This is a genomic window from Roseburia sp. (assembly GCF_041325975.1).
GTDB lineage: Bacteria > Bacillota > Clostridia > Lachnospirales > Lachnospiraceae > Roseburia > Roseburia rectibacter.
On sequence record NZ_JBGLEJ010000006.1, the window covers coordinates 1 to 15,843 of the forward strand.

A 15,843-nucleotide genomic window follows, 5' to 3' on the forward strand; every position below is an offset into this window, starting at 1 on the left:
TTGGAAAAAGGACCGTCAAAAGTGAATCCGCTGTTCGTACCGCTTGTCATTTCCAACATGGCAGCCGGAAATGTTTCCATTGCATTTGGACTGAAAGGAAAGAGTATCAATGTGGTAACAGCATGTGCAACCGGAACAAACAGTATCGGTGAGGCATTCCGGAGTATTCAGTATGGTGAAGCAGATGTGATGGTTGCCGGTGGAACAGAGGGCGCGATCTGCCCGCTTGGAATTGCAGGATTCACATCTCTGACGGCACTTTCCACTGAGAGTGATCCGGCAAAATGCTCGATTCCATTTGACAAAAACCGCAGTGGTTTTGTGATGGGAGAAGGTGCTGCGATCGTTGTATTAGAGGAATTAGAACATGCAAAAGCACGTGGAGCAAAAATATATGCGGAAGTAGTCGGATACGGAACATCATCCGATGCATACCATATTACTTCGCCTGCTGAGGATGGTGCCGGTGCAGCCCGCGCCATGACCAATGCGGTGGAAGATGCAGGCATCCGTTCGGAAGAAATCACCTACATCAATGCACATGGAACATCCACGCATCACAACGACCTGTTTGAAACGCGTGCGATCAAACTTGCTTTTGGCGATCACGCATATGATATGAAGGTCAATTCCACCAAATCTATGGTTGGACATCTGCTCGGTGCCGCCGGTGCCATTGAATTTGTAACCTGTGTCAAAGAAATTCAGGACAGTTTTGTACATGCGACCGTCGGTTACACGACACCGGATGAAGAACTGGATCTTGATTACTGTAAAGAGGCGGTACAGATGGATGTGCCGTATGCACTGAGCAACTCACTTGGTTTCGGCGGACACAATGCAAGTATCCTGCTGAAAAAATACAGTGAATAATTGGGAGGAAATGCCTCTGCTCACCAGTGGGCAAATTTTATTTTGGAAAACAGGGAGGCAATTATGTCCGTTTTAACAACGAAACAGATCATGGAGATCATTCCGCATCGTCAGCCGTTTTTGCTGATCGACACGGTGGAAGAATTAGAATCCGGCATGCGTGCCGTTGCAAAAAAATGTGTCAGCTACAATGAGCCATTCTTTGGCGGACATTTTCCAAATGAGCCGGTCATGCCGGGCGTACTGATCATTGAAGCACTGGCACAGACCGGAGCGGTTGCAATTCTCTCGGTGGAAGAAAACCGCGGAAAAACTGCATATTTTGCGGGAATCAATTCTGCAAAATTCAAACGGAAAGTAGTGCCGGGAGATGTGTTGATATTGGAAACAGAGATCATAAAGCAAAAAGGCCCGATCGGTGTCGGCCGTGCCACAGCGAAGGTGGGGGATGACATTGCATGTATCGCGGAGCTGACATTTGCGATCAGTTGAAGTTAAGAGAGTCTGGAACAGCGCAGGTTTGATAAATAACTGTAAACAGGCAAAAAGGGGAAAGTATGGCAGCATTTTTTTTGAAGAAGAAAAAAGAAGTAACAGAGACGGTAGAAGAACCACAGAAAACGGTAGAGGCAGCAAAAAAAGAGGCAGAGACAGTTAATACAGAGCCGCCGGCAACGATCGTCTGTCCGGCTTGTGGCAGAGAGATCAATAAGAAAACTGCGGAAAAAAATAAATATGTCTGTTATGAGTGCGGCAATTATTTCCGCGTCCGTACCAAAAACAGGATCCGCATGGTTGCGGATAAGGATACCTTTGAGCCGTGGTTTGAGGAATTGGAGTCAAAAAATCCGCTTGATTTTCCGGGATATCCGGAGAAGATCAAAGCCGCACAGGAAAAGACAGGACTGCATGAGGCAGTCACAGTCGGAAAATGCAGGATCTATGGACTTGAGACGGTGATCGGCGTGTGTGATGCCCGGTTTATGATGAGCAGTATGGGGCATGTTGTGGGAGAAAAAATCGCACTTGCGGTGGAGCGTGCGACAGAACTTTCTCTTCCGGTTATTTTATTCTGTTGTTCCGGTGGTGCAAGAATGCAGGAGGGAATCGTTTCCCTGATGCAGATGGCAAAGACGGCGGCTGCATTAAAAAAACATTCCGAGGCAGGACTTTTATATGTGCCAGTGTTAACCGATCCTACAACCGGAGGTGTGACGGCAAGTTTTGCAATGCTAGGTGATATCATCCTCGCAGAGCCGGGGGCGTTGATCGGGTTTGCCGGGCCGCGTGTTATCGAGCAGACGATCGGGGAAAAACTGCCGGAAGGATTCCAGAGAGCCCAGTTCCAGTTAGAGCATGGTTTTGTGGATGCGATCGTGGAACGTAAAGATTTAAAAATGACACTTTACCGCATCTTAAAAATGCATCAGAAAACAGAAGGATATGCCAACTTTGATCCACTGCGCAGCGATGACTGTTACGAGCCGACAGAGGTCATGAAAGAGCGGGCAACAAAGGCACAGCCGCTTTCTGCATGGGAAAAGGTGCGTGCGGCAAGACGTGCAGACAGACTTGCTTCCGTGGATTATATGGAAAATATTTTTGATGATTTTATGGAATTTCACGGGGACAGACAGTTTGCGGATGATCCTGCGATCGTGGGTGGTGTTGCTTATCTCGATGGCCAGCCGGTTACTGTGATAGGGATTCATAAAGGAAAAGATTTAAAAGACTGCATGCGCCATAATTACGGAATGCCTTCACCGGAAGGTTACAGAAAAGCACTGCGTCTGATGAAACAGGCAGAAAAATTCAACCGTCCGATCATTACATTTGTGAATACCTCCGGTGCATTCTGCGGAAAAGAAGCGGAAGAACGCGGACAGGGGGAGGCAATCGCAAGAAATCTCTACGAGATGTCAGCCATCAAGGTTCCAATTTTATGCCTGATGATCGGAGAAGGCGGAAGTGGCGGTGCACTCGCGTTGTCGGTCGGCAATGAAGTATGGATGCTCGAAAATGCTACATATTCTGTTCTATCCCCGGAGGGCTTTGCATCGATCCTCTGGAAAGATGGAAAACGTGCGAAGGAAGCAAGTGAGGTCATGAAGATCACTGCGCATGATCTGTATGCATTAAATATTATAGAGCAGATCATCCCTGAATATGGAGCAGCGGATGAAAAGGCATGTGAATCGATCTCCAGATATATGAAAGGTCATATGAAAGAATTTTTAGAGCGGCAGAATGGAAAAACGGGAGAACAGCTTGCAAAAGAGCGTTATGATAGATTTCGTGCGTTCTAAGAAGCAGATTATGTGAGCCTGTATTTTATAGATTCCGGTAAAAAATTGCCGGGATATTTCGCAGAGGGCAGATGAAAAAATAAACTCTGGTAATGAGGAAAAAGTATGAGAATCAAAATCAAGGGAACAGGAAGTGCAGTCCCGAAACTTCGGGTAACAAATGATGACTTAAGTAAATTGATGGATACCTCGGACGAGTGGATCAAAAGCCGCACGGGAATCGGTGCAAGGCACCTTGCGGTAGAAGAAACGACAACAGGACTTGCCGTTGCAGCAGCAAACGATGCTTTAAGGGATGCAGGAGTAACCGCAGAAGAACTTGATCTTATCATTGCAGCGACGGTTACTGCAGATAAATTTCTTCCCAATCTTTCCTGCGAGGTGCAGAGTGCCCTGGGGGCAAAAAACGCAGTGGCTTTTGATTTAAATGCAGCGTGCTCCGGATTTTTATTTGCGTTAAATACGGTGCAGATGTATCTGGAAAATGGTGTTTATAAAAAGGCACTTGTCATCGGTGCAGAGACTCTTTCAAAGATCATGGACTGGAATGACAGAAGTACATGTGTGCTGTTTGGGGACGGCGCCGGGGCTGCAGTCGTTGCGGCGGAAGATGATGGGAAGGAAGATGGTAAACAGAATAATTCAGGCGGTAAATCAGATTTTGGAAGGACGCAGCCGGATGCAGAAAGCAAAAGTAATAAAAGCGGCATTCTAAGCATGGTGCAGGGATCTGACGGCGCGCGTGGAGAAGTACTCCGCTGTGATAACCGTCCGGTCAATAATCCATTTGCAGTCAATGATGCCACACTTTCCTATGTGTCGATGAACGGACAGGAAGTATACAAATTTGCAGTAAAGACGGTGCCAAAAGTAATTGAGAAAGCGGTAGATAAAGCTGGACTTAAAGTGGAAGATATTGATCTGTTTGTACTTCATCAGGCAAACCTGCGTATTATTGAATCTGTTGCAAAAAGACTGCATCAGCCGATGGAAAAATTTCCGACGAATCTGGAAGAATGTGGCAATATTTCTGCAGCAAGCGTACCGATTTTACTTGATAATATCAATAAACATGGTATGATATGTGAAGGTAAAAAAATAGTTTTGGCAGGATTTGGAGCAGGGCTGACATGGGGCGCGACGGTTTTGACATGGTAGAGGCGGCAAGAAACAGATTGATTGTGGTTATGCAGGTAAACGACAAATGGTACTGCCATGAATAGGAGTATATTTGAATGACGGCAGATGAAACATTAAATGAATTATTGGTAAAATTATTTAAAGACATTATGGAGATCGAAGGGAAATCACTGATCACCGATGACTTTAAGGATCTTACCTATAATGATTTTCATGTAATAGAAGCGATTGGCATGTCAGAGCCAAAGAGCATGAGCACTGTGGCAAAACTGATGAATGTCACGACAGGAACGCTGACAAAGGCGATGGATGGTCTGACAGATAAAGGGTATGTTGTCAGGGAGCGCAGCAAGCAGGATAAGCGTGTTGTCTGGGTATGCCTGACTGAAAAAGGAAAGGCAGCTTACCTGCATCATGAGGAGTTTCATCATCGGATGATCGACCATATCAAGGGAGAGCTTAATAAACAGGAGATAACGGTGCTGATCTATTCACTGGCAAAACTGGTGGACTTTTTCCAGCAGGTATATGGGGAGAATGAAGAAGCGTAAAGGGTTTGGATAAAGTTGTGGATGTTATATAGATATTTAAGGGTGTTTTCCGGAAACGGGAGGCATCCTTTTTTGATACCTGCATCATGATAGATATTCTCAAATAAATGTTGTAATTACAACATACAATCTGCCCGAAATAAATTAAGATGATACCAGAAACAAGGACAACTGTGTGAATAACAGATCTTCACACACAGGATTTGCGCCAGAGAGACATACGGATGGGGCAGGAAATGGAGGAATATTATGGAAAAGACAGAATTAAACAACAGGAAAGTGGCAGTGATCGGATGTGGATTTGTAGGTGCGACCTCTGCGTTTGGACTGATGCAGAGCGGACTTTTTTCCGAGATGGTTTTGATCGATGCGAATACAGAGAAAGCAGAAGGGGAGGCAATGGATATTTCCCATGGAATCCCATTTGCAAGACCAATGAAAATTTATGCAGGTGGATATGATGATATCATGGATGCAGCGATCATCGTTGTGACGGCCGGTGCAAATCAGAAACCGGGAGAGACAAGACTGGATCTGGTACAGAAAAATGTCGGCATTTTTAAGAGTATTATTCCGGAGATCGCAAAGAGAAATTATCAGGGAATCCTGCTTATCGTGTCAAACCCGGTAGATATCCTTACATATACGGCTCATAAATTGAGCGGGATGCCGGAAAACCGCGTGATCGGTTCCGGTACGGTTTTAGATACGGCAAGGTTGAAGTATGAGCTGGGAGAACATCTTGGTGTGGACAGCCGGAGCGTGCATGCCTTTATCATCGGGGAGCATGGGGACAGTGAGATTGCTGCATGGAGCAGTGCGAATGTATCAGGAATTCCGTTAAATACGTTCTGCGAGATGCGAGGCCATTTCAATCATGACGATTCTATGGAACGCATTGCGGCAAATGTGCGCAACAGCGCCTATGAGATCATTGCAAAGAAAAATGCAACTTATTATGGAATCGCAATGTCTGTAAAACGAATCTGCGAGGCAATCGTTCGTGATGAAAAATCCATTCTTCCGGTTTCCGGTATGATCCACGGAATGTATGGTGTGGAGGATGTGGTTTTAAGTATGCCTGCAATCGTTGGAAAGAACGGAATCGAGAGACAGGTTCCGATTTCTCTGGATGAGGGCGAGCAGAAACAGCTTCAGAAATCAGCACAGATCTTAAAAGAGATGGCAGAACAGGTTTTATAATCTTGTGGTTAAACGGTAACAGATAATGTGTCAGCGGAAAATTTCTTGCCTGTGATGGCAGGAATCTGCTATAATTCAGTAGTAGGTTCGCTCGCGAAGAGTGTAATTTGTTATTAAATAAAAATTACCACAGGGGGGGAAAGTTATGATAAGAGAAAAAAAGAGATGGTTGTCAGGAATTTTGGTATTTACACTGTTGTTTACTTTGATCTTTGTGATACCGCAGGAGCATGCAGTGGCGGCGACAAAGAAAGTACCGGCATTTGATTCGAAAAAGAGAACGGTTTTTCTGGGAGATGAGTCAAGTTATGTAGAAACCCTTCGTTTTGTAAATGTTTCATCAAAAGCACAGGTAACAGATGTTAAGATCTCAGATACTTCGGTACTTAAATACGACTATCTGTACAATGTTAATCAGGGAATTTATGTTAAAACGTTAAAGACCGGAAGCTGTAAAGTAAGCTGTAAAGTAAAGCAGGGAGGAAAAACATATAAGTTATCTACGAATATAACTGTAAAAAAAGCAGATCCATTCTCATATGTTAAATTAAATGGAAAAAATGTATATAAGAATGGTACGGGCAAATTATGCAATTATTGGTCGGATAAGTCAAAGGTAAAAGTAAGCTATAAGCTGAAAAAGGGATGGAAATTAAAAACAATGTATTCCAATGACCATTATCGGGATTCCAAGAAGTCAAAATACGTTATAACTAAGGATAAAAAGCTGAAAAATGGAAGTTCTGTAAAAATCCAGAAAGACTATACAAGTGTAAAAATTGATGTGCAGAATCCGAAAGGAGAAGTATATCGTTACTTAATTATTCTTAATCGTAAAACAAATGTAAAAGCAGCAGGTGCGCAGTCGGAACCGGAAATTTATATTACAGAACTTGGTCAGGTATATGATGCAGATTAGTTTTTCCCCAGGATGATAGTATAGAAAAGCGTACTATTGGTTCCGGTATAAGAACAAGAGATAAAAAAACGGAGGAACGGCATGAGCAAGGGAATTGCGGGAAAAAATAACTGGGCATTGTTTTTATTATTACTGGCAGGAATCGTACTTGGAGGTTTTATTGGAAGCCTGGCGGCAGGAGTACCATTTTTAAGCTGGCTTAATTACGGACAGACATTTGGATTTGCAAATCCGATCGTGCTAGATCTTGGAATTTTAGTCATTACATTCGGGTTAAGTATCAAGATTACGATCGCAAGTATTATCGGAGTATTGATTGCCATTATCATTTACCGGTTATTATAAAAAGAAAATATGAGTATGAAAATGAATAATTGAACCTGAAATACTGCAAAAAAACGGCTATTACACTGTGAAACTTTAATAATTTAGTGAAATAAAGAAAAAAATATTGCACATAGATTCATTTTATAATAAAATAAGTGTGTCAAAACGAAACCAGCGGGAGAACCGTTAGGATCATGCAGTGTAAATGGCATTGTATGGAGTATATACTATAAGTAAGGAGAGATTGTAAAATGGGATACGTTGATGAAGTACTCGAAGTAGTAAAGAAAAAAAATGCAGATCAGCCTGAATTTTTACAGGCAGTAACAGAGGTTCTTGATTCCTTAAGACCTGTTATTGATGCAAACGAAGAGTTATACAGAAAGAATGCAATCTTAGAGAGAATTACAGAGCCGGATCGTCAGATCATGTTCCGCGTTCCGTGGGTAGATGACAATGGACAGGTTCAGGTAAACAGAGGATTCCGTGTACAGTTCAACAATGCAATTGGACCGTACAAGGGAGGTTTAAGACTTCATCCATCTGTAAACCTTGGTATTATCAAATTCTTAGGTTTTGAGCAGATTTTCAAAAACTCACTTACAACACTTCCAATCGGTGGTGGTAAAGGTGGTTCTGATTTCGATCCTAAGGGCAAATCAGACAGAGAGATCATGGCATTCTGCCAGAGCTTTATGACAGAGCTTTCAAAATACATCGGTGCAGACGTCGACGTACCAGCCGGAGATATCGGAACAGGTGCAAGAGAGATCGGTTTCATGTTCGGACAGTATAAGAGAATCCGTGGTTCCTTCGAAGGTGTTCTTACAGGAAAAGGACTTACTTACGGTGGATCACTTGCCCGTACACAGGCTACAGGATATGGTCTGTTATACCTGACAAACGCATTATGGAAAGATCACAGTATGAGCCTTGAAGGCAAGACAGCAGCAGTTTCCGGATCTGGTAACGTAGCTATCTATGCAATCGAGAAAGCACAGCAGTTAGGTGTTAAAGTTGTAACATGTTCTGATTCTACTGGATGGATCTATGATCCGGAAGGAATCGATGTTGCACTTTTGAAAGAAGTAAAAGAAGTAAAACGTGCACGTCTTACAGAGTATGCAGCTGCAAAATCATCCGCAGAATATCATGCAAAAGAAAACGGTGAGCATGGTGTATGGCAGTACAAAGTAGATTTAGCTCTTCCATGTGCTACACAGAATGAGTTAGACCTTGAGGATGCTAAGATGTTAGTTGCTAACGGTGTTACTTCCGTAACGGAGGGTGCTAACATGCCTACAACATTAGAGGCAACAAAATACTTACAGGAGAACGGCGTATTATTCGTAGGTGGTAAAGCTGCCAATGCCGGTGGTGTTGCTACATCTGCACTTGAGATGAGCCAGAACTCTGAGAGACTTTCCTGGACATTTGAAGAAGTTGATGGAAAACTCAAAGGAATCATGGAAACAATCTACGCAAACATTTCAGATGCTGCAAAGAGATACAATGCAACAGTTGGTGGTCAGACAGACTATGTTGCTGGTGCAAACATTGCCGGATTTGAGAAGGTTGTTGATGCTATGTTAGCTCAGGGTGTATGTTAATCTACGATTAACAGCTAATTAAGAATTTCTAAGATAATATAGGATATTGAGAAGTCCTGGAAATGTTGAATTTCTGGGGCTTTTCTTTATGTACTGAAGTGACAAAAGAATTGTCAGAATATTCATAAATAGAAGATAATTTACGTTATTTTGAGGTCGTTATATACACGCGGTACACAAGTGATATACAGGTGGTATACACTCGTTTTTACTGATTTTGAATGCTTTTGGAAGCATTTCATCCTTTGCTTTTCAAGATGATTTAGGCTGAACATAAGTGTGACGTTAAATAAAAGAAATATCATAAGTGTATCCAGCAATCAGTCTTGATTTATTGTTTTATATCTTGTTCACTTCTGTAAGAAGTTCTTCTAAAGTCTTATGGGTGTACGTTCCCTTGGTGGTGTCGTTTTTCATACTGTGTCCCATAATCAGTTTGATACATACGTCATTTGCTCCGGCGCTGTCCATAAGTGCAGCAAAGGTGTGTCTGCCATCGTGGGGCAGGTGTTTCATTTTGAGTTTTCCCATGCACGTGTTAAAATTGCCATTCATGTAGGTTCCGTAGGTGTAATGATTTCCAAACTTGTTATTAATCAGGTATTTCTTGTTTGGGTCGTAGCGGTTCTTGACGAGAGGGATAATCTTATCGTTCAGTGGGATAATTCTGTCTTTCCCGGCTTCGGTTTTCATGCCACCTACCATGTACTTTTCGTCTAAATGGACATTTTCCGTCTGGATTTCCAACAGCTCGGTTGGTCGCAAGCCGGTGTAAATCATAATCAAGATAATATCTACATTGTTGATTTCATATAGCTTCGACCAGAGTGTTTTAATCTCTTCATCGGAATACCTGTCATGAATCTACTCTGTAGAATTTGTCCATTCATAAACGAGACCTTCTGTAAAATCCCTGTCTATGTATTCATTCAGTTTAGCATATTGATACATAGCCTTCAGGACGGCTCGCATGGAAGAAATCGTAGTCTGCGATTTGTGATTGTAGGCATTTAAGCATTGCTGCAGATCATTTGTCCTGATGGAAATAAATTTGCGGTCATGCAGTTCACTGAAATGATGAAAAGCAATCTCATAATTTCGCCATGTGGAATCACTAATCTGGTTTTTAAGCGATTTTCGGTATTTCTTCCATTTCTCGTACATCTCTGCGAAAGTAGGCGAGTCCGAGTATTTCATATGCTCTGGAACAACGGCTCCGCTATTGTATTCAGCAAGATAGGTGTAAGCCATTTCCGGTTTGGAGAAATAAGCCAGGTAGGTGTATTTTCGCTTGACCTTCCCGGTATCGTCTTCCACAAGTTTTGAGATACGGACAGCGTAGGGCTTTCGCCGTTTGCCACCAAGCTTGATTACGCTGCCGTAAGAGTTTGGTAACTTCATATTTAACCTTCTTTCTGCATTTGTTCTAATTGTTTAAGGCAATACTCTGCATATTCCTTGTAGCGTTTTACTCTTGCAATTTCATTTGGAATATCAAAAGCATAAATGGACTTTGGAAGCAGGTCAGAACGTTTGGTAGGATTAGCCACCTTGTATGTAGATAGCTTATATTCTACAAAATCTTTTACTTCTTTTTCCAGTTCAGACAGTTTGGTTAATGGTATCTGGGCAACGTCTTTTCCAGTCTCATTTGAATAGACGTGGATCACGCCATCTTCAGCAAATTCTTTTACATCAACAGATCCGGTTGCAGTATCGAAGGAATCCTGTAAATGGGCTTCTTGAAGAAGTTCATATTCAACCGTATAGCCGATATCATACAGATAGGAGAGGACACCGTAATAAGGCTGTTCATATTTGTTAATGTAGTATTTGCGTATTTCAAAGGAATTGAAATAGTCATCAATGATTGCATTCACAAAATCATTGGTGCATTCGCAATATTGCATTAAATCTCCATTCTCATTAGGAATAAATGCTTCCATAGGGATCTTGTAACCGCTGGCTAGTACTTTGAGAAAGCTCTCTGTTACAGGTTTCTTACCGTTCTCTACGTTGCAGTAATGCGTTCTGGAAATTCCAAAGTCTTTTGCTAGTTGGTTCTGTGATAACCCCCTTTCTTTTCGGATTTGAATGATCCGTTCCCGGATTCCATCTTGATTTGTCAACATTTTCATGTACTCCTTTCATTTACACATCATATTTGCTCGTACCATATAAGAAACAGAATTGCTTATATGTACTATATAGTACATAATTAGTATAGACAACAACAGCAACAATGTCAACAAAAATATGGAGGAGAAACAGGTGAAAAAAGATGAAGTAAAACTGCTGATGAAGCAAAATCAGGTAAAGCAGTGGGAAGTGGCGGAAGCAATGGGGATTTCCGAATTTACGCTTTGCAGATGGCTCAGGAAGGACTTGAAGGGGAAACAGCTTGAACGGCTGAATTCGGCGATTAAGAAGGTCAGAAGCGGCAAAGAGGAGACACATAGAGAGGAGGAACGCTAATGGAACGAGTTACGACAAAAGAGGCTGCAAAGCTGCTTAACATGGATGTTGTGACCTTACAGTTTTTGATGAGACAGGAGCGGCTGCCGATTGGATATGCCATCAAGAAAGATGGAAAGAGCCGCTATCATTACATCATTTACAGAAGTATGCTGGAGGCGTTTATTCAGAGCGGAGGGAAATGCTAAATGGCAGGAAAACGATATTACTGGTTGAAATTGCAGGTGGGTTTCTTTCAGGAACTGATCATCAAACAGCTGCGAACTTTGCCGGAGGGAGACAGTATCGTCCTGCTTTATCTGAAACTGTTGTTAAAGGCAATTAATACAGAAGGGATTATTTACTATCAACATATTTTGCCGACTTTAGATGAGGAAATAGCATTGGATACGGGAGAAAAGTCGGCACTTGTGAAACTGACGATTTCTGCTTTGTGCCAATATCATGCGGCTGTGTTCTTGGACGATCAATCGTTACAGTTATTGTACTTGGAGGACATGGTTGGCAGTGAGAGCGCTTCAGCATCGAGAGTCAGAAATCATAGGGCGAATCAAAAGCTCCTAAAGGAAAAAGAGCAGGCAACGTTACAATGTAATGCAACTGTAACGGAAAGTAACACCACAGAAATTTCTGGTAACCCAGAGATAGAGAACAGTGAAAAGGAAGAGAAGAAGCCAAAGAAAGAGGGAGAACCAGAGATAGAGGAAATTCCTTCTTATTTTGATGATCCTGTGGTGAATAGTATGTTCTTTTCTTATCTGGAATATCGAAAAGAAAAAGGCAAGGAAGTGAAGGGGAAAGCAATCGGTTATTGCATTGATAAGCTGGAAAGTTTATCGAATTCTCCAGTAGAACAAGTGGCAATTATTAAGCAGACAATTCAGAATGGCTGGACGGATTTCTTTCCATTGAAAGGGAAAAAGGAAAAGGTAAGCGGAAGCAATGTAAGCCCATGGTTGGAGCGTGAAAAGATAAAAAGTACGGGAGGTGTTTTCGGTGACTAAACAGGAATTTGCAACATTGGTTGTAGCCATGCAGGCAATGTATGGAAAAGATTTTATTGGGACGGAACAAGCGTTGGATGTGTGGTACGCCTTGTTACATGATCTGGACTATCAGATTTTATCCAAGGTACTCCAACAATATATGCTGACAAATAAATTCAAGCCTACCGTTGCGGAACTGCGGGAGATTTATGCAGAGTTGGTTAGCCCGGTGATTTCTGATTGGAGTGAAGGCTGGGAGAAAGTCAGTAAAGCAATCGGGCATTACGGAATGTATCAGGAGAAAGCGGTAATGGAAAGTTTTGATGAAATTACCAGAGAAGTCGTAAAGCGCCTAGGCTTTCAGAATATCTGCCTGTCAGAAAATATCGTTGCGGATCGAGCTAGATTTGCAGAAATCTATCAAGCAATCAAAAAGCGGAAAAGAACAGAAGTGAATGTAGAAAGTGCATTGCCGAACTTATGGGAAATGGTGCAGAATCGCTTGGCGGAACTGGCACAGAAAGGACAAAAGGGAATAGAGCAGGAAAAGGATAAAACCTAACTTAGCAAGCACTGCCTGTGTTCCCTCACAGGCGATAAAATGAGTGATTTCTCCTACAGAAGAAATGCTCAAATTTATCATTTAGGGAGAATTCCCTAACCCTTAAAATTATTTGAAAGGATGGAGCGATATGGCAAAGGTTAGAGCCAATAGAACGAGGAAAAATGAACTGAAAATTTATTTGAGTGATAATGAAAAATATATTCTGGACAGGAAGGTGGAACTGTCTAAGCGGAAGAGTGCTTCGGATTACATCCGGACACTAATACTCTTTGGATTTGTTTATGATGTAGATTATTCTTATCTAAGGCAATACAATGAAACGCTTGGAAAGATTAGTAGGAATTTGAATCAAATTGCAAAAAGAATTAACAGTACCGGGAATGTTTATGAAGAGGATATGGCAGAAGTGAAGGCGATTATGGAACAGGTGTGGAAGACGCAGAAGGCGATGTTGAAAAAGCAGCCGTTGATACATAATGGGTAACCAGAGTTTCCGGTGCAGGATTGTGTGGGAAGTGTTACTCTAAGAGGAGAAAAAAGGTAGAAATAATTTGTTTGAATATAATATAAACGCAGGTGCGGAAAATAGTTATATAATAAATTGCAGGAAGTAGAATTAAGCGAGCTATTGTGCGTATTTGAGAATGAATGGCAAAAAAATATTAAAAAACAATTTTATAGTGAACTTTTTTTACTCTGTAGTGGTTATATAAGATGTAAGACGTTTTATGATTGGAGAAAACGCTATGAAAGACAGCGAATTGATTCAAAAAGTACATAGCGGAAATAAAGAGGCAGTCGGTATTATTATTGAACGATATTATGCAGATATTTATCGCTTTTGTCTATATATGGTTCAAACAGAGGATGATGCCTACGACATTGCTCAGGAAACTTTTTTGAAATTTATGAAATATGGAACTTCCTATAAACATCATAATCTCAAAGGTTATCTCCTGACTATTGCAAGAAATATATGTTTTAATTATTTCCGGGATAAGAAAGAAAAAGTAACAGCCATCGAATGGGAGGAGATTGATAAAATTCCAAATAATAAAGATATGCTGACCGAAGCGGAGGATGCCGTTTATTTGAGAAATTTATTAAAGGAACTTTCGCAGGATACGAGGGAAGTTATTATTCTGCGTATTTATGAAGAAATGAAATTTAAAGATATTGCAAAGATTATGGGGTGCAGTGTTTCTACTACAAAGTCAAGATTTCGATTAGGTGTAAATCAGTTAAAAAAGTTAATGGAGAATGATTATGAGAGATAGCGAAATAAAGAATCTTTTTGCAAAGGCAGATGAGCAGGTTCATGTTGATGAAATAAGAAAACAAAAGACTTATTATGCAATGATTGAGGAAATGGAAAAGCAGAGAACGCCGATGATGTCTACAAAAAATATTTTGTTTCATCAATTTTGGTACATGGATAAATTGTTTTTTGCTGTTTATGGTGTCCTTATTTGTTTAGGAATTATTTTTATTACAGCATTGCAATATACCGGATTGAATCAAAATGGGATGATTACTGTATGTATGGTTGGAGCAGGTATTCTTAGCATAACGTCTATTAGTGTGATTGATAAATTGTTTTTTGGAAAAATGGCAGAGTTAGGAGAAAGCTGCTATTTCAATACAAAACAGTGTGTTGCTGCATGGCTGGTATTGTCGGGTATGATAAATGTTATGATATTGTTTTTGATAGCTGGCTATTTGAACTATCATTGGAGCGTTGGATTATTACAGGTGGGGCTGTACATTTTAACTCCATATCTAGTATCAAGTATAACTGCATTAGGAATTTTATCAATGGAAACAAGAGGAAAGAATTCATCTTTATTTGACATGAGTGCCATCTTTTTATCAATAAGTTATGGAGTAATAGGTTCGATTCCGAGAGCACTTTTTGTAACAACTCTTTGGATATGGGCAGTAGCTTTTCTTGTGTCGGGACTTTTATTTGTAATGCAGATAAAAAAATTGCTTAGCAAAATGGAAAAAGGAGAAGTATTATGCACGAATTAAAGTTGATGGATGTACAAAAAAAATACAAGGATAAAGAAGCAGTCAGAAAATTCAATTATACATTTACAAATGGTGTGTATGGACTGTTGGGAGAAAATGGTGCGGGAAAAACAACATTAATGAGATTGATTTGTGGTGTTTTGCAGCCAACGGGGGGAAGTATTTATTGTGATAATATTGAGATAGACAGTATGGGAGCAGAGTATCGTAGGTTATTGGGCTATTTACCACAGGATTTTGGATATTATGGCGATTTTACTGCAGAACGCTTCCTGCGATATATGGCGGCATTGAAAGCACTACCGGAAGATTATGCCGATAGTCGTATTGACGAACTTTTAGATATGGTAGAGTTAAAAAATGTGAAAAAGAAAAAGCTGAAGACTTTTTCAGGAGGTATGATACGAAGAATAGGAATTGCACAGGCACTTCTAAATAATCCTGAAATTTTGATTTTAGATGAACCTACGGCAGGGCTTGATCCAAAGGAGAGAGTACGCTTTCGTAATGTGATTAGTTCACTTGGAAAAAATAGGATGGTTTTACTGTCTACACATATCGTATCTGATATAGATTATATTGCAGACCGTATTTTGATTATGAAGAATGGAGAACTGATTCAAGAAGGAACGGAGAAAGAGATTACTGACAAAGTAGAAGGATGTGTCTGGAAGTGTATTGTTTCTGAAAAAGAAGCAGGGCAGATAACCAGTAGCTTCATTGTAAGCAATATGAGAAGTAGTGGAGAAAATGTTGAACTAAGAATTGTTTCAGAAAGACAGCCGGTTGCAGGTGCAGAAAATGTGGAAAGTACACTGGAAGATGCATATCTTTATCATACACAAATGACAGGGGGA

At 41.0% G+C, this 15,843-nt stretch carries 20 protein-coding genes; 17 read left to right on the forward strand and 3 right to left on the reverse strand.

All coding sequences use genetic code 11. The features are described 5' to 3' along the window. From ACDD58_RS19405 to gdhA, 9 genes are all read left to right on the forward strand, one after another. Nucleotides 1-873, forward strand: an 873-nt coding sequence (locus ACDD58_RS19405) for a beta-ketoacyl-ACP synthase II (protein WP_370778797.1), incomplete at its 5' end; no start/stop codon positions are given. Between the two features lie 63 nt (nucleotides 874-936). Continuing rightward, on the forward strand, nucleotides 937-1,365 hold the full coding sequence (fabZ, locus tag ACDD58_RS19410) for a 3-hydroxyacyl-ACP dehydratase FabZ (RefSeq protein ID WP_015559408.1): 429 nt from the start codon (nucleotides 937-939) through the stop codon (nucleotides 1,363-1,365). 65 nt (nucleotides 1,366-1,430) lie between these two features. Continuing rightward, a complete protein-coding gene (locus ACDD58_RS19415; protein ID WP_117922045.1) occupies nucleotides 1,431-3,179 on the forward strand; it encodes an acetyl-CoA carboxylase carboxyltransferase subunit alpha in 1,749 nt (582 codons plus the stop codon). Between the two features lie 105 nt (nucleotides 3,180-3,284). After that, entirely contained in the window at nucleotides 3,285-4,337 is a 1,053-nt protein-coding gene (locus ACDD58_RS19420; RefSeq protein ID WP_117922046.1) for a beta-ketoacyl-ACP synthase III, read from the forward strand. A gap of 77 nt (nucleotides 4,338-4,414) precedes the next feature. Next, complete coding sequence (locus tag ACDD58_RS19425) at nucleotides 4,415-4,870, forward strand: MarR family winged helix-turn-helix transcriptional regulator (protein WP_117922047.1); 456 nt, start codon at nucleotides 4,415-4,417, stop codon at nucleotides 4,868-4,870. A 249-nt stretch (nucleotides 4,871-5,119) separates the two neighbouring features. Then, complete coding sequence (locus tag ACDD58_RS19430; RefSeq protein ID WP_117922048.1) at nucleotides 5,120-6,073, forward strand: L-lactate dehydrogenase; 954 nt, start codon at nucleotides 5,120-5,122, stop codon at nucleotides 6,071-6,073. Nucleotides 6,074-6,218: 145 nt separating this feature from the next. Then, nucleotides 6,219-6,992, forward strand: a complete 774-nt coding sequence (locus ACDD58_RS19435) for a hypothetical protein (RefSeq protein WP_117922049.1) — start codon at nucleotides 6,219-6,221, stop codon at nucleotides 6,990-6,992. Between the two features lie 81 nt (nucleotides 6,993-7,073). Beyond that, on the forward strand, nucleotides 7,074-7,337 hold the full coding sequence (locus tag ACDD58_RS19440; protein ID WP_117922050.1) for a DUF4321 domain-containing protein: 264 nt from the start codon (nucleotides 7,074-7,076) through the stop codon (nucleotides 7,335-7,337). 233 nt (nucleotides 7,338-7,570) lie between these two features. Next, nucleotides 7,571-8,929, forward strand: a complete 1,359-nt coding sequence (gdhA, locus tag ACDD58_RS19445) for an NADP-specific glutamate dehydrogenase (protein ID WP_117922051.1) — start codon at nucleotides 7,571-7,573, stop codon at nucleotides 8,927-8,929. A gap of 339 nt (nucleotides 8,930-9,268) precedes the next feature. On the opposite strand, the gene ACDD58_RS19450 is transcribed toward gdhA, so the two are convergent. From ACDD58_RS19450 to ACDD58_RS19460, 3 genes are read right to left on the reverse strand one after another with little or no spacing between them, the layout of a single operon-like run. Then, nucleotides 9,269-9,793 (reverse strand): tyrosine-type recombinase/integrase, encoded by a 525-nt coding sequence (locus tag ACDD58_RS19450; RefSeq protein WP_370778807.1) that lies wholly within the window; start codon nucleotides 9,791-9,793, stop codon nucleotides 9,269-9,271. Continuing rightward, complete coding sequence (locus tag ACDD58_RS19455; RefSeq protein WP_370778801.1) at nucleotides 9,794-10,330, reverse strand: site-specific integrase; 537 nt, start codon at nucleotides 10,328-10,330, stop codon at nucleotides 9,794-9,796. A gap of 2 nt (nucleotides 10,331-10,332) precedes the next feature. Further along, nucleotides 10,333-11,061, reverse strand: a complete 729-nt coding sequence (locus tag ACDD58_RS19460) for a helix-turn-helix domain-containing protein (RefSeq protein WP_117922053.1) — start codon at nucleotides 11,059-11,061, stop codon at nucleotides 10,333-10,335. A gap of 139 nt (nucleotides 11,062-11,200) precedes the next feature. Between ACDD58_RS19460 and ACDD58_RS19465 the strand changes: the two genes are divergently transcribed. The 8 genes from ACDD58_RS19465 to ACDD58_RS19500 all read left to right on the forward strand — a co-directional run. Beyond that, entirely contained in the window at nucleotides 11,201-11,404 is a 204-nt protein-coding gene (locus ACDD58_RS19465; protein WP_117922054.1) for a hypothetical protein, read from the forward strand. Further along, nucleotides 11,404-11,592: a helix-turn-helix domain-containing protein gene (locus tag ACDD58_RS19470; protein ID WP_015522461.1), complete on the forward strand. Its 189-nt coding sequence runs from the start codon at nucleotides 11,404-11,406 to the stop codon at nucleotides 11,590-11,592. Before ACDD58_RS19465 ends, ACDD58_RS19470 begins: the two co-directional genes overlap by 1 nt. Further along, on the forward strand, nucleotides 11,593-12,408 hold the full coding sequence (locus tag ACDD58_RS19475) for a phage replisome organizer N-terminal domain-containing protein (RefSeq protein WP_117922055.1): 816 nt from the start codon (nucleotides 11,593-11,595) through the stop codon (nucleotides 12,406-12,408). It begins immediately after the preceding gene. After that, on the forward strand, nucleotides 12,401-12,952 hold the full coding sequence (locus tag ACDD58_RS19480) for a replicative helicase loader/inhibitor (protein WP_117922056.1): 552 nt from the start codon (nucleotides 12,401-12,403) through the stop codon (nucleotides 12,950-12,952). The genes ACDD58_RS19475 and ACDD58_RS19480 overlap by 8 nt, the downstream gene beginning before the upstream one ends. Nucleotides 12,953-13,082: 130 nt before the next feature. After that, nucleotides 13,083-13,439: a plasmid mobilization relaxosome protein MobC gene (mobC, locus tag ACDD58_RS19485; protein ID WP_117922084.1), complete on the forward strand. Its 357-nt coding sequence runs from the start codon at nucleotides 13,083-13,085 to the stop codon at nucleotides 13,437-13,439. 262 nt (nucleotides 13,440-13,701) lie between these two features. After that, entirely contained in the window at nucleotides 13,702-14,232 is a 531-nt protein-coding gene (locus ACDD58_RS19490) for an RNA polymerase sigma factor (protein ID WP_117922057.1), read from the forward strand. Next, nucleotides 14,222-14,986: a hypothetical protein gene (locus tag ACDD58_RS19495; protein WP_370778804.1), complete on the forward strand. Its 765-nt coding sequence runs from the start codon at nucleotides 14,222-14,224 to the stop codon at nucleotides 14,984-14,986. Before ACDD58_RS19490 ends, ACDD58_RS19495 begins: the two co-directional genes overlap by 11 nt. Continuing rightward, nucleotides 14,974-15,843: ABC transporter ATP-binding protein (locus ACDD58_RS19500; protein ID WP_370778805.1), on the forward strand; the 870-nt coding region annotated here is incomplete at its 3' end. The genes ACDD58_RS19495 and ACDD58_RS19500, both read left to right, overlap by 13 nt.

What these genes read in the sequence shown, in the direction of transcription:
- ACDD58_RS19455 (WP_370778801.1), bottom strand. Translation starts at nt 10,330, where the DNA reads ATGAAGTTACCAAACTCTTACGGCAGCGTAATCAAGCTTGGTGGCAAA.
- gdhA (WP_117922051.1), top strand. Translation starts at nt 7,571, where the DNA reads ATGGGATACGTTGATGAAGTACTCGAAGTAGTAAAGAAAAAAAATGCA.
- mobC (WP_117922084.1), top strand. Translation starts at nt 13,083, where the DNA reads ATGGCAAAGGTTAGAGCCAATAGAACGAGGAAAAATGAACTGAAAATT.
- ACDD58_RS19475 (WP_117922055.1), top strand. Translation starts at nt 11,593, where the DNA reads ATGGCAGGAAAACGATATTACTGGTTGAAATTGCAGGTGGGTTTCTTT.
- ACDD58_RS19420 (WP_117922046.1), top strand. Translation starts at nt 3,285, where the DNA reads ATGAGAATCAAAATCAAGGGAACAGGAAGTGCAGTCCCGAAACTTCGG.
- ACDD58_RS19460 (WP_117922053.1), bottom strand. Translation starts at nt 11,061, where the DNA reads ATGTTGACAAATCAAGATGGAATCCGGGAACGGATCATTCAAATCCGA.
- ACDD58_RS19430 (WP_117922048.1), top strand. Translation starts at nt 5,120, where the DNA reads ATGGAAAAGACAGAATTAAACAACAGGAAAGTGGCAGTGATCGGATGT.
- ACDD58_RS19440 (WP_117922050.1), top strand. Translation starts at nt 7,074, where the DNA reads ATGAGCAAGGGAATTGCGGGAAAAAATAACTGGGCATTGTTTTTATTA.
- ACDD58_RS19435 (WP_117922049.1), top strand. Translation starts at nt 6,219, where the DNA reads ATGATAAGAGAAAAAAAGAGATGGTTGTCAGGAATTTTGGTATTTACA.
- ACDD58_RS19495 (WP_370778804.1), top strand. Translation starts at nt 14,222, where the DNA reads ATGAGAGATAGCGAAATAAAGAATCTTTTTGCAAAGGCAGATGAGCAG.
- ACDD58_RS19490 (WP_117922057.1), top strand. Translation starts at nt 13,702, where the DNA reads ATGAAAGACAGCGAATTGATTCAAAAAGTACATAGCGGAAATAAAGAG.
- ACDD58_RS19470 (WP_015522461.1), top strand. Translation starts at nt 11,404, where the DNA reads ATGGAACGAGTTACGACAAAAGAGGCTGCAAAGCTGCTTAACATGGAT.
- fabZ (WP_015559408.1), top strand. Translation starts at nt 937, where the DNA reads ATGTCCGTTTTAACAACGAAACAGATCATGGAGATCATTCCGCATCGT.
- ACDD58_RS19425 (WP_117922047.1), top strand. Translation starts at nt 4,415, where the DNA reads ATGACGGCAGATGAAACATTAAATGAATTATTGGTAAAATTATTTAAA.
- ACDD58_RS19415 (WP_117922045.1), top strand. Translation starts at nt 1,431, where the DNA reads ATGGCAGCATTTTTTTTGAAGAAGAAAAAAGAAGTAACAGAGACGGTA.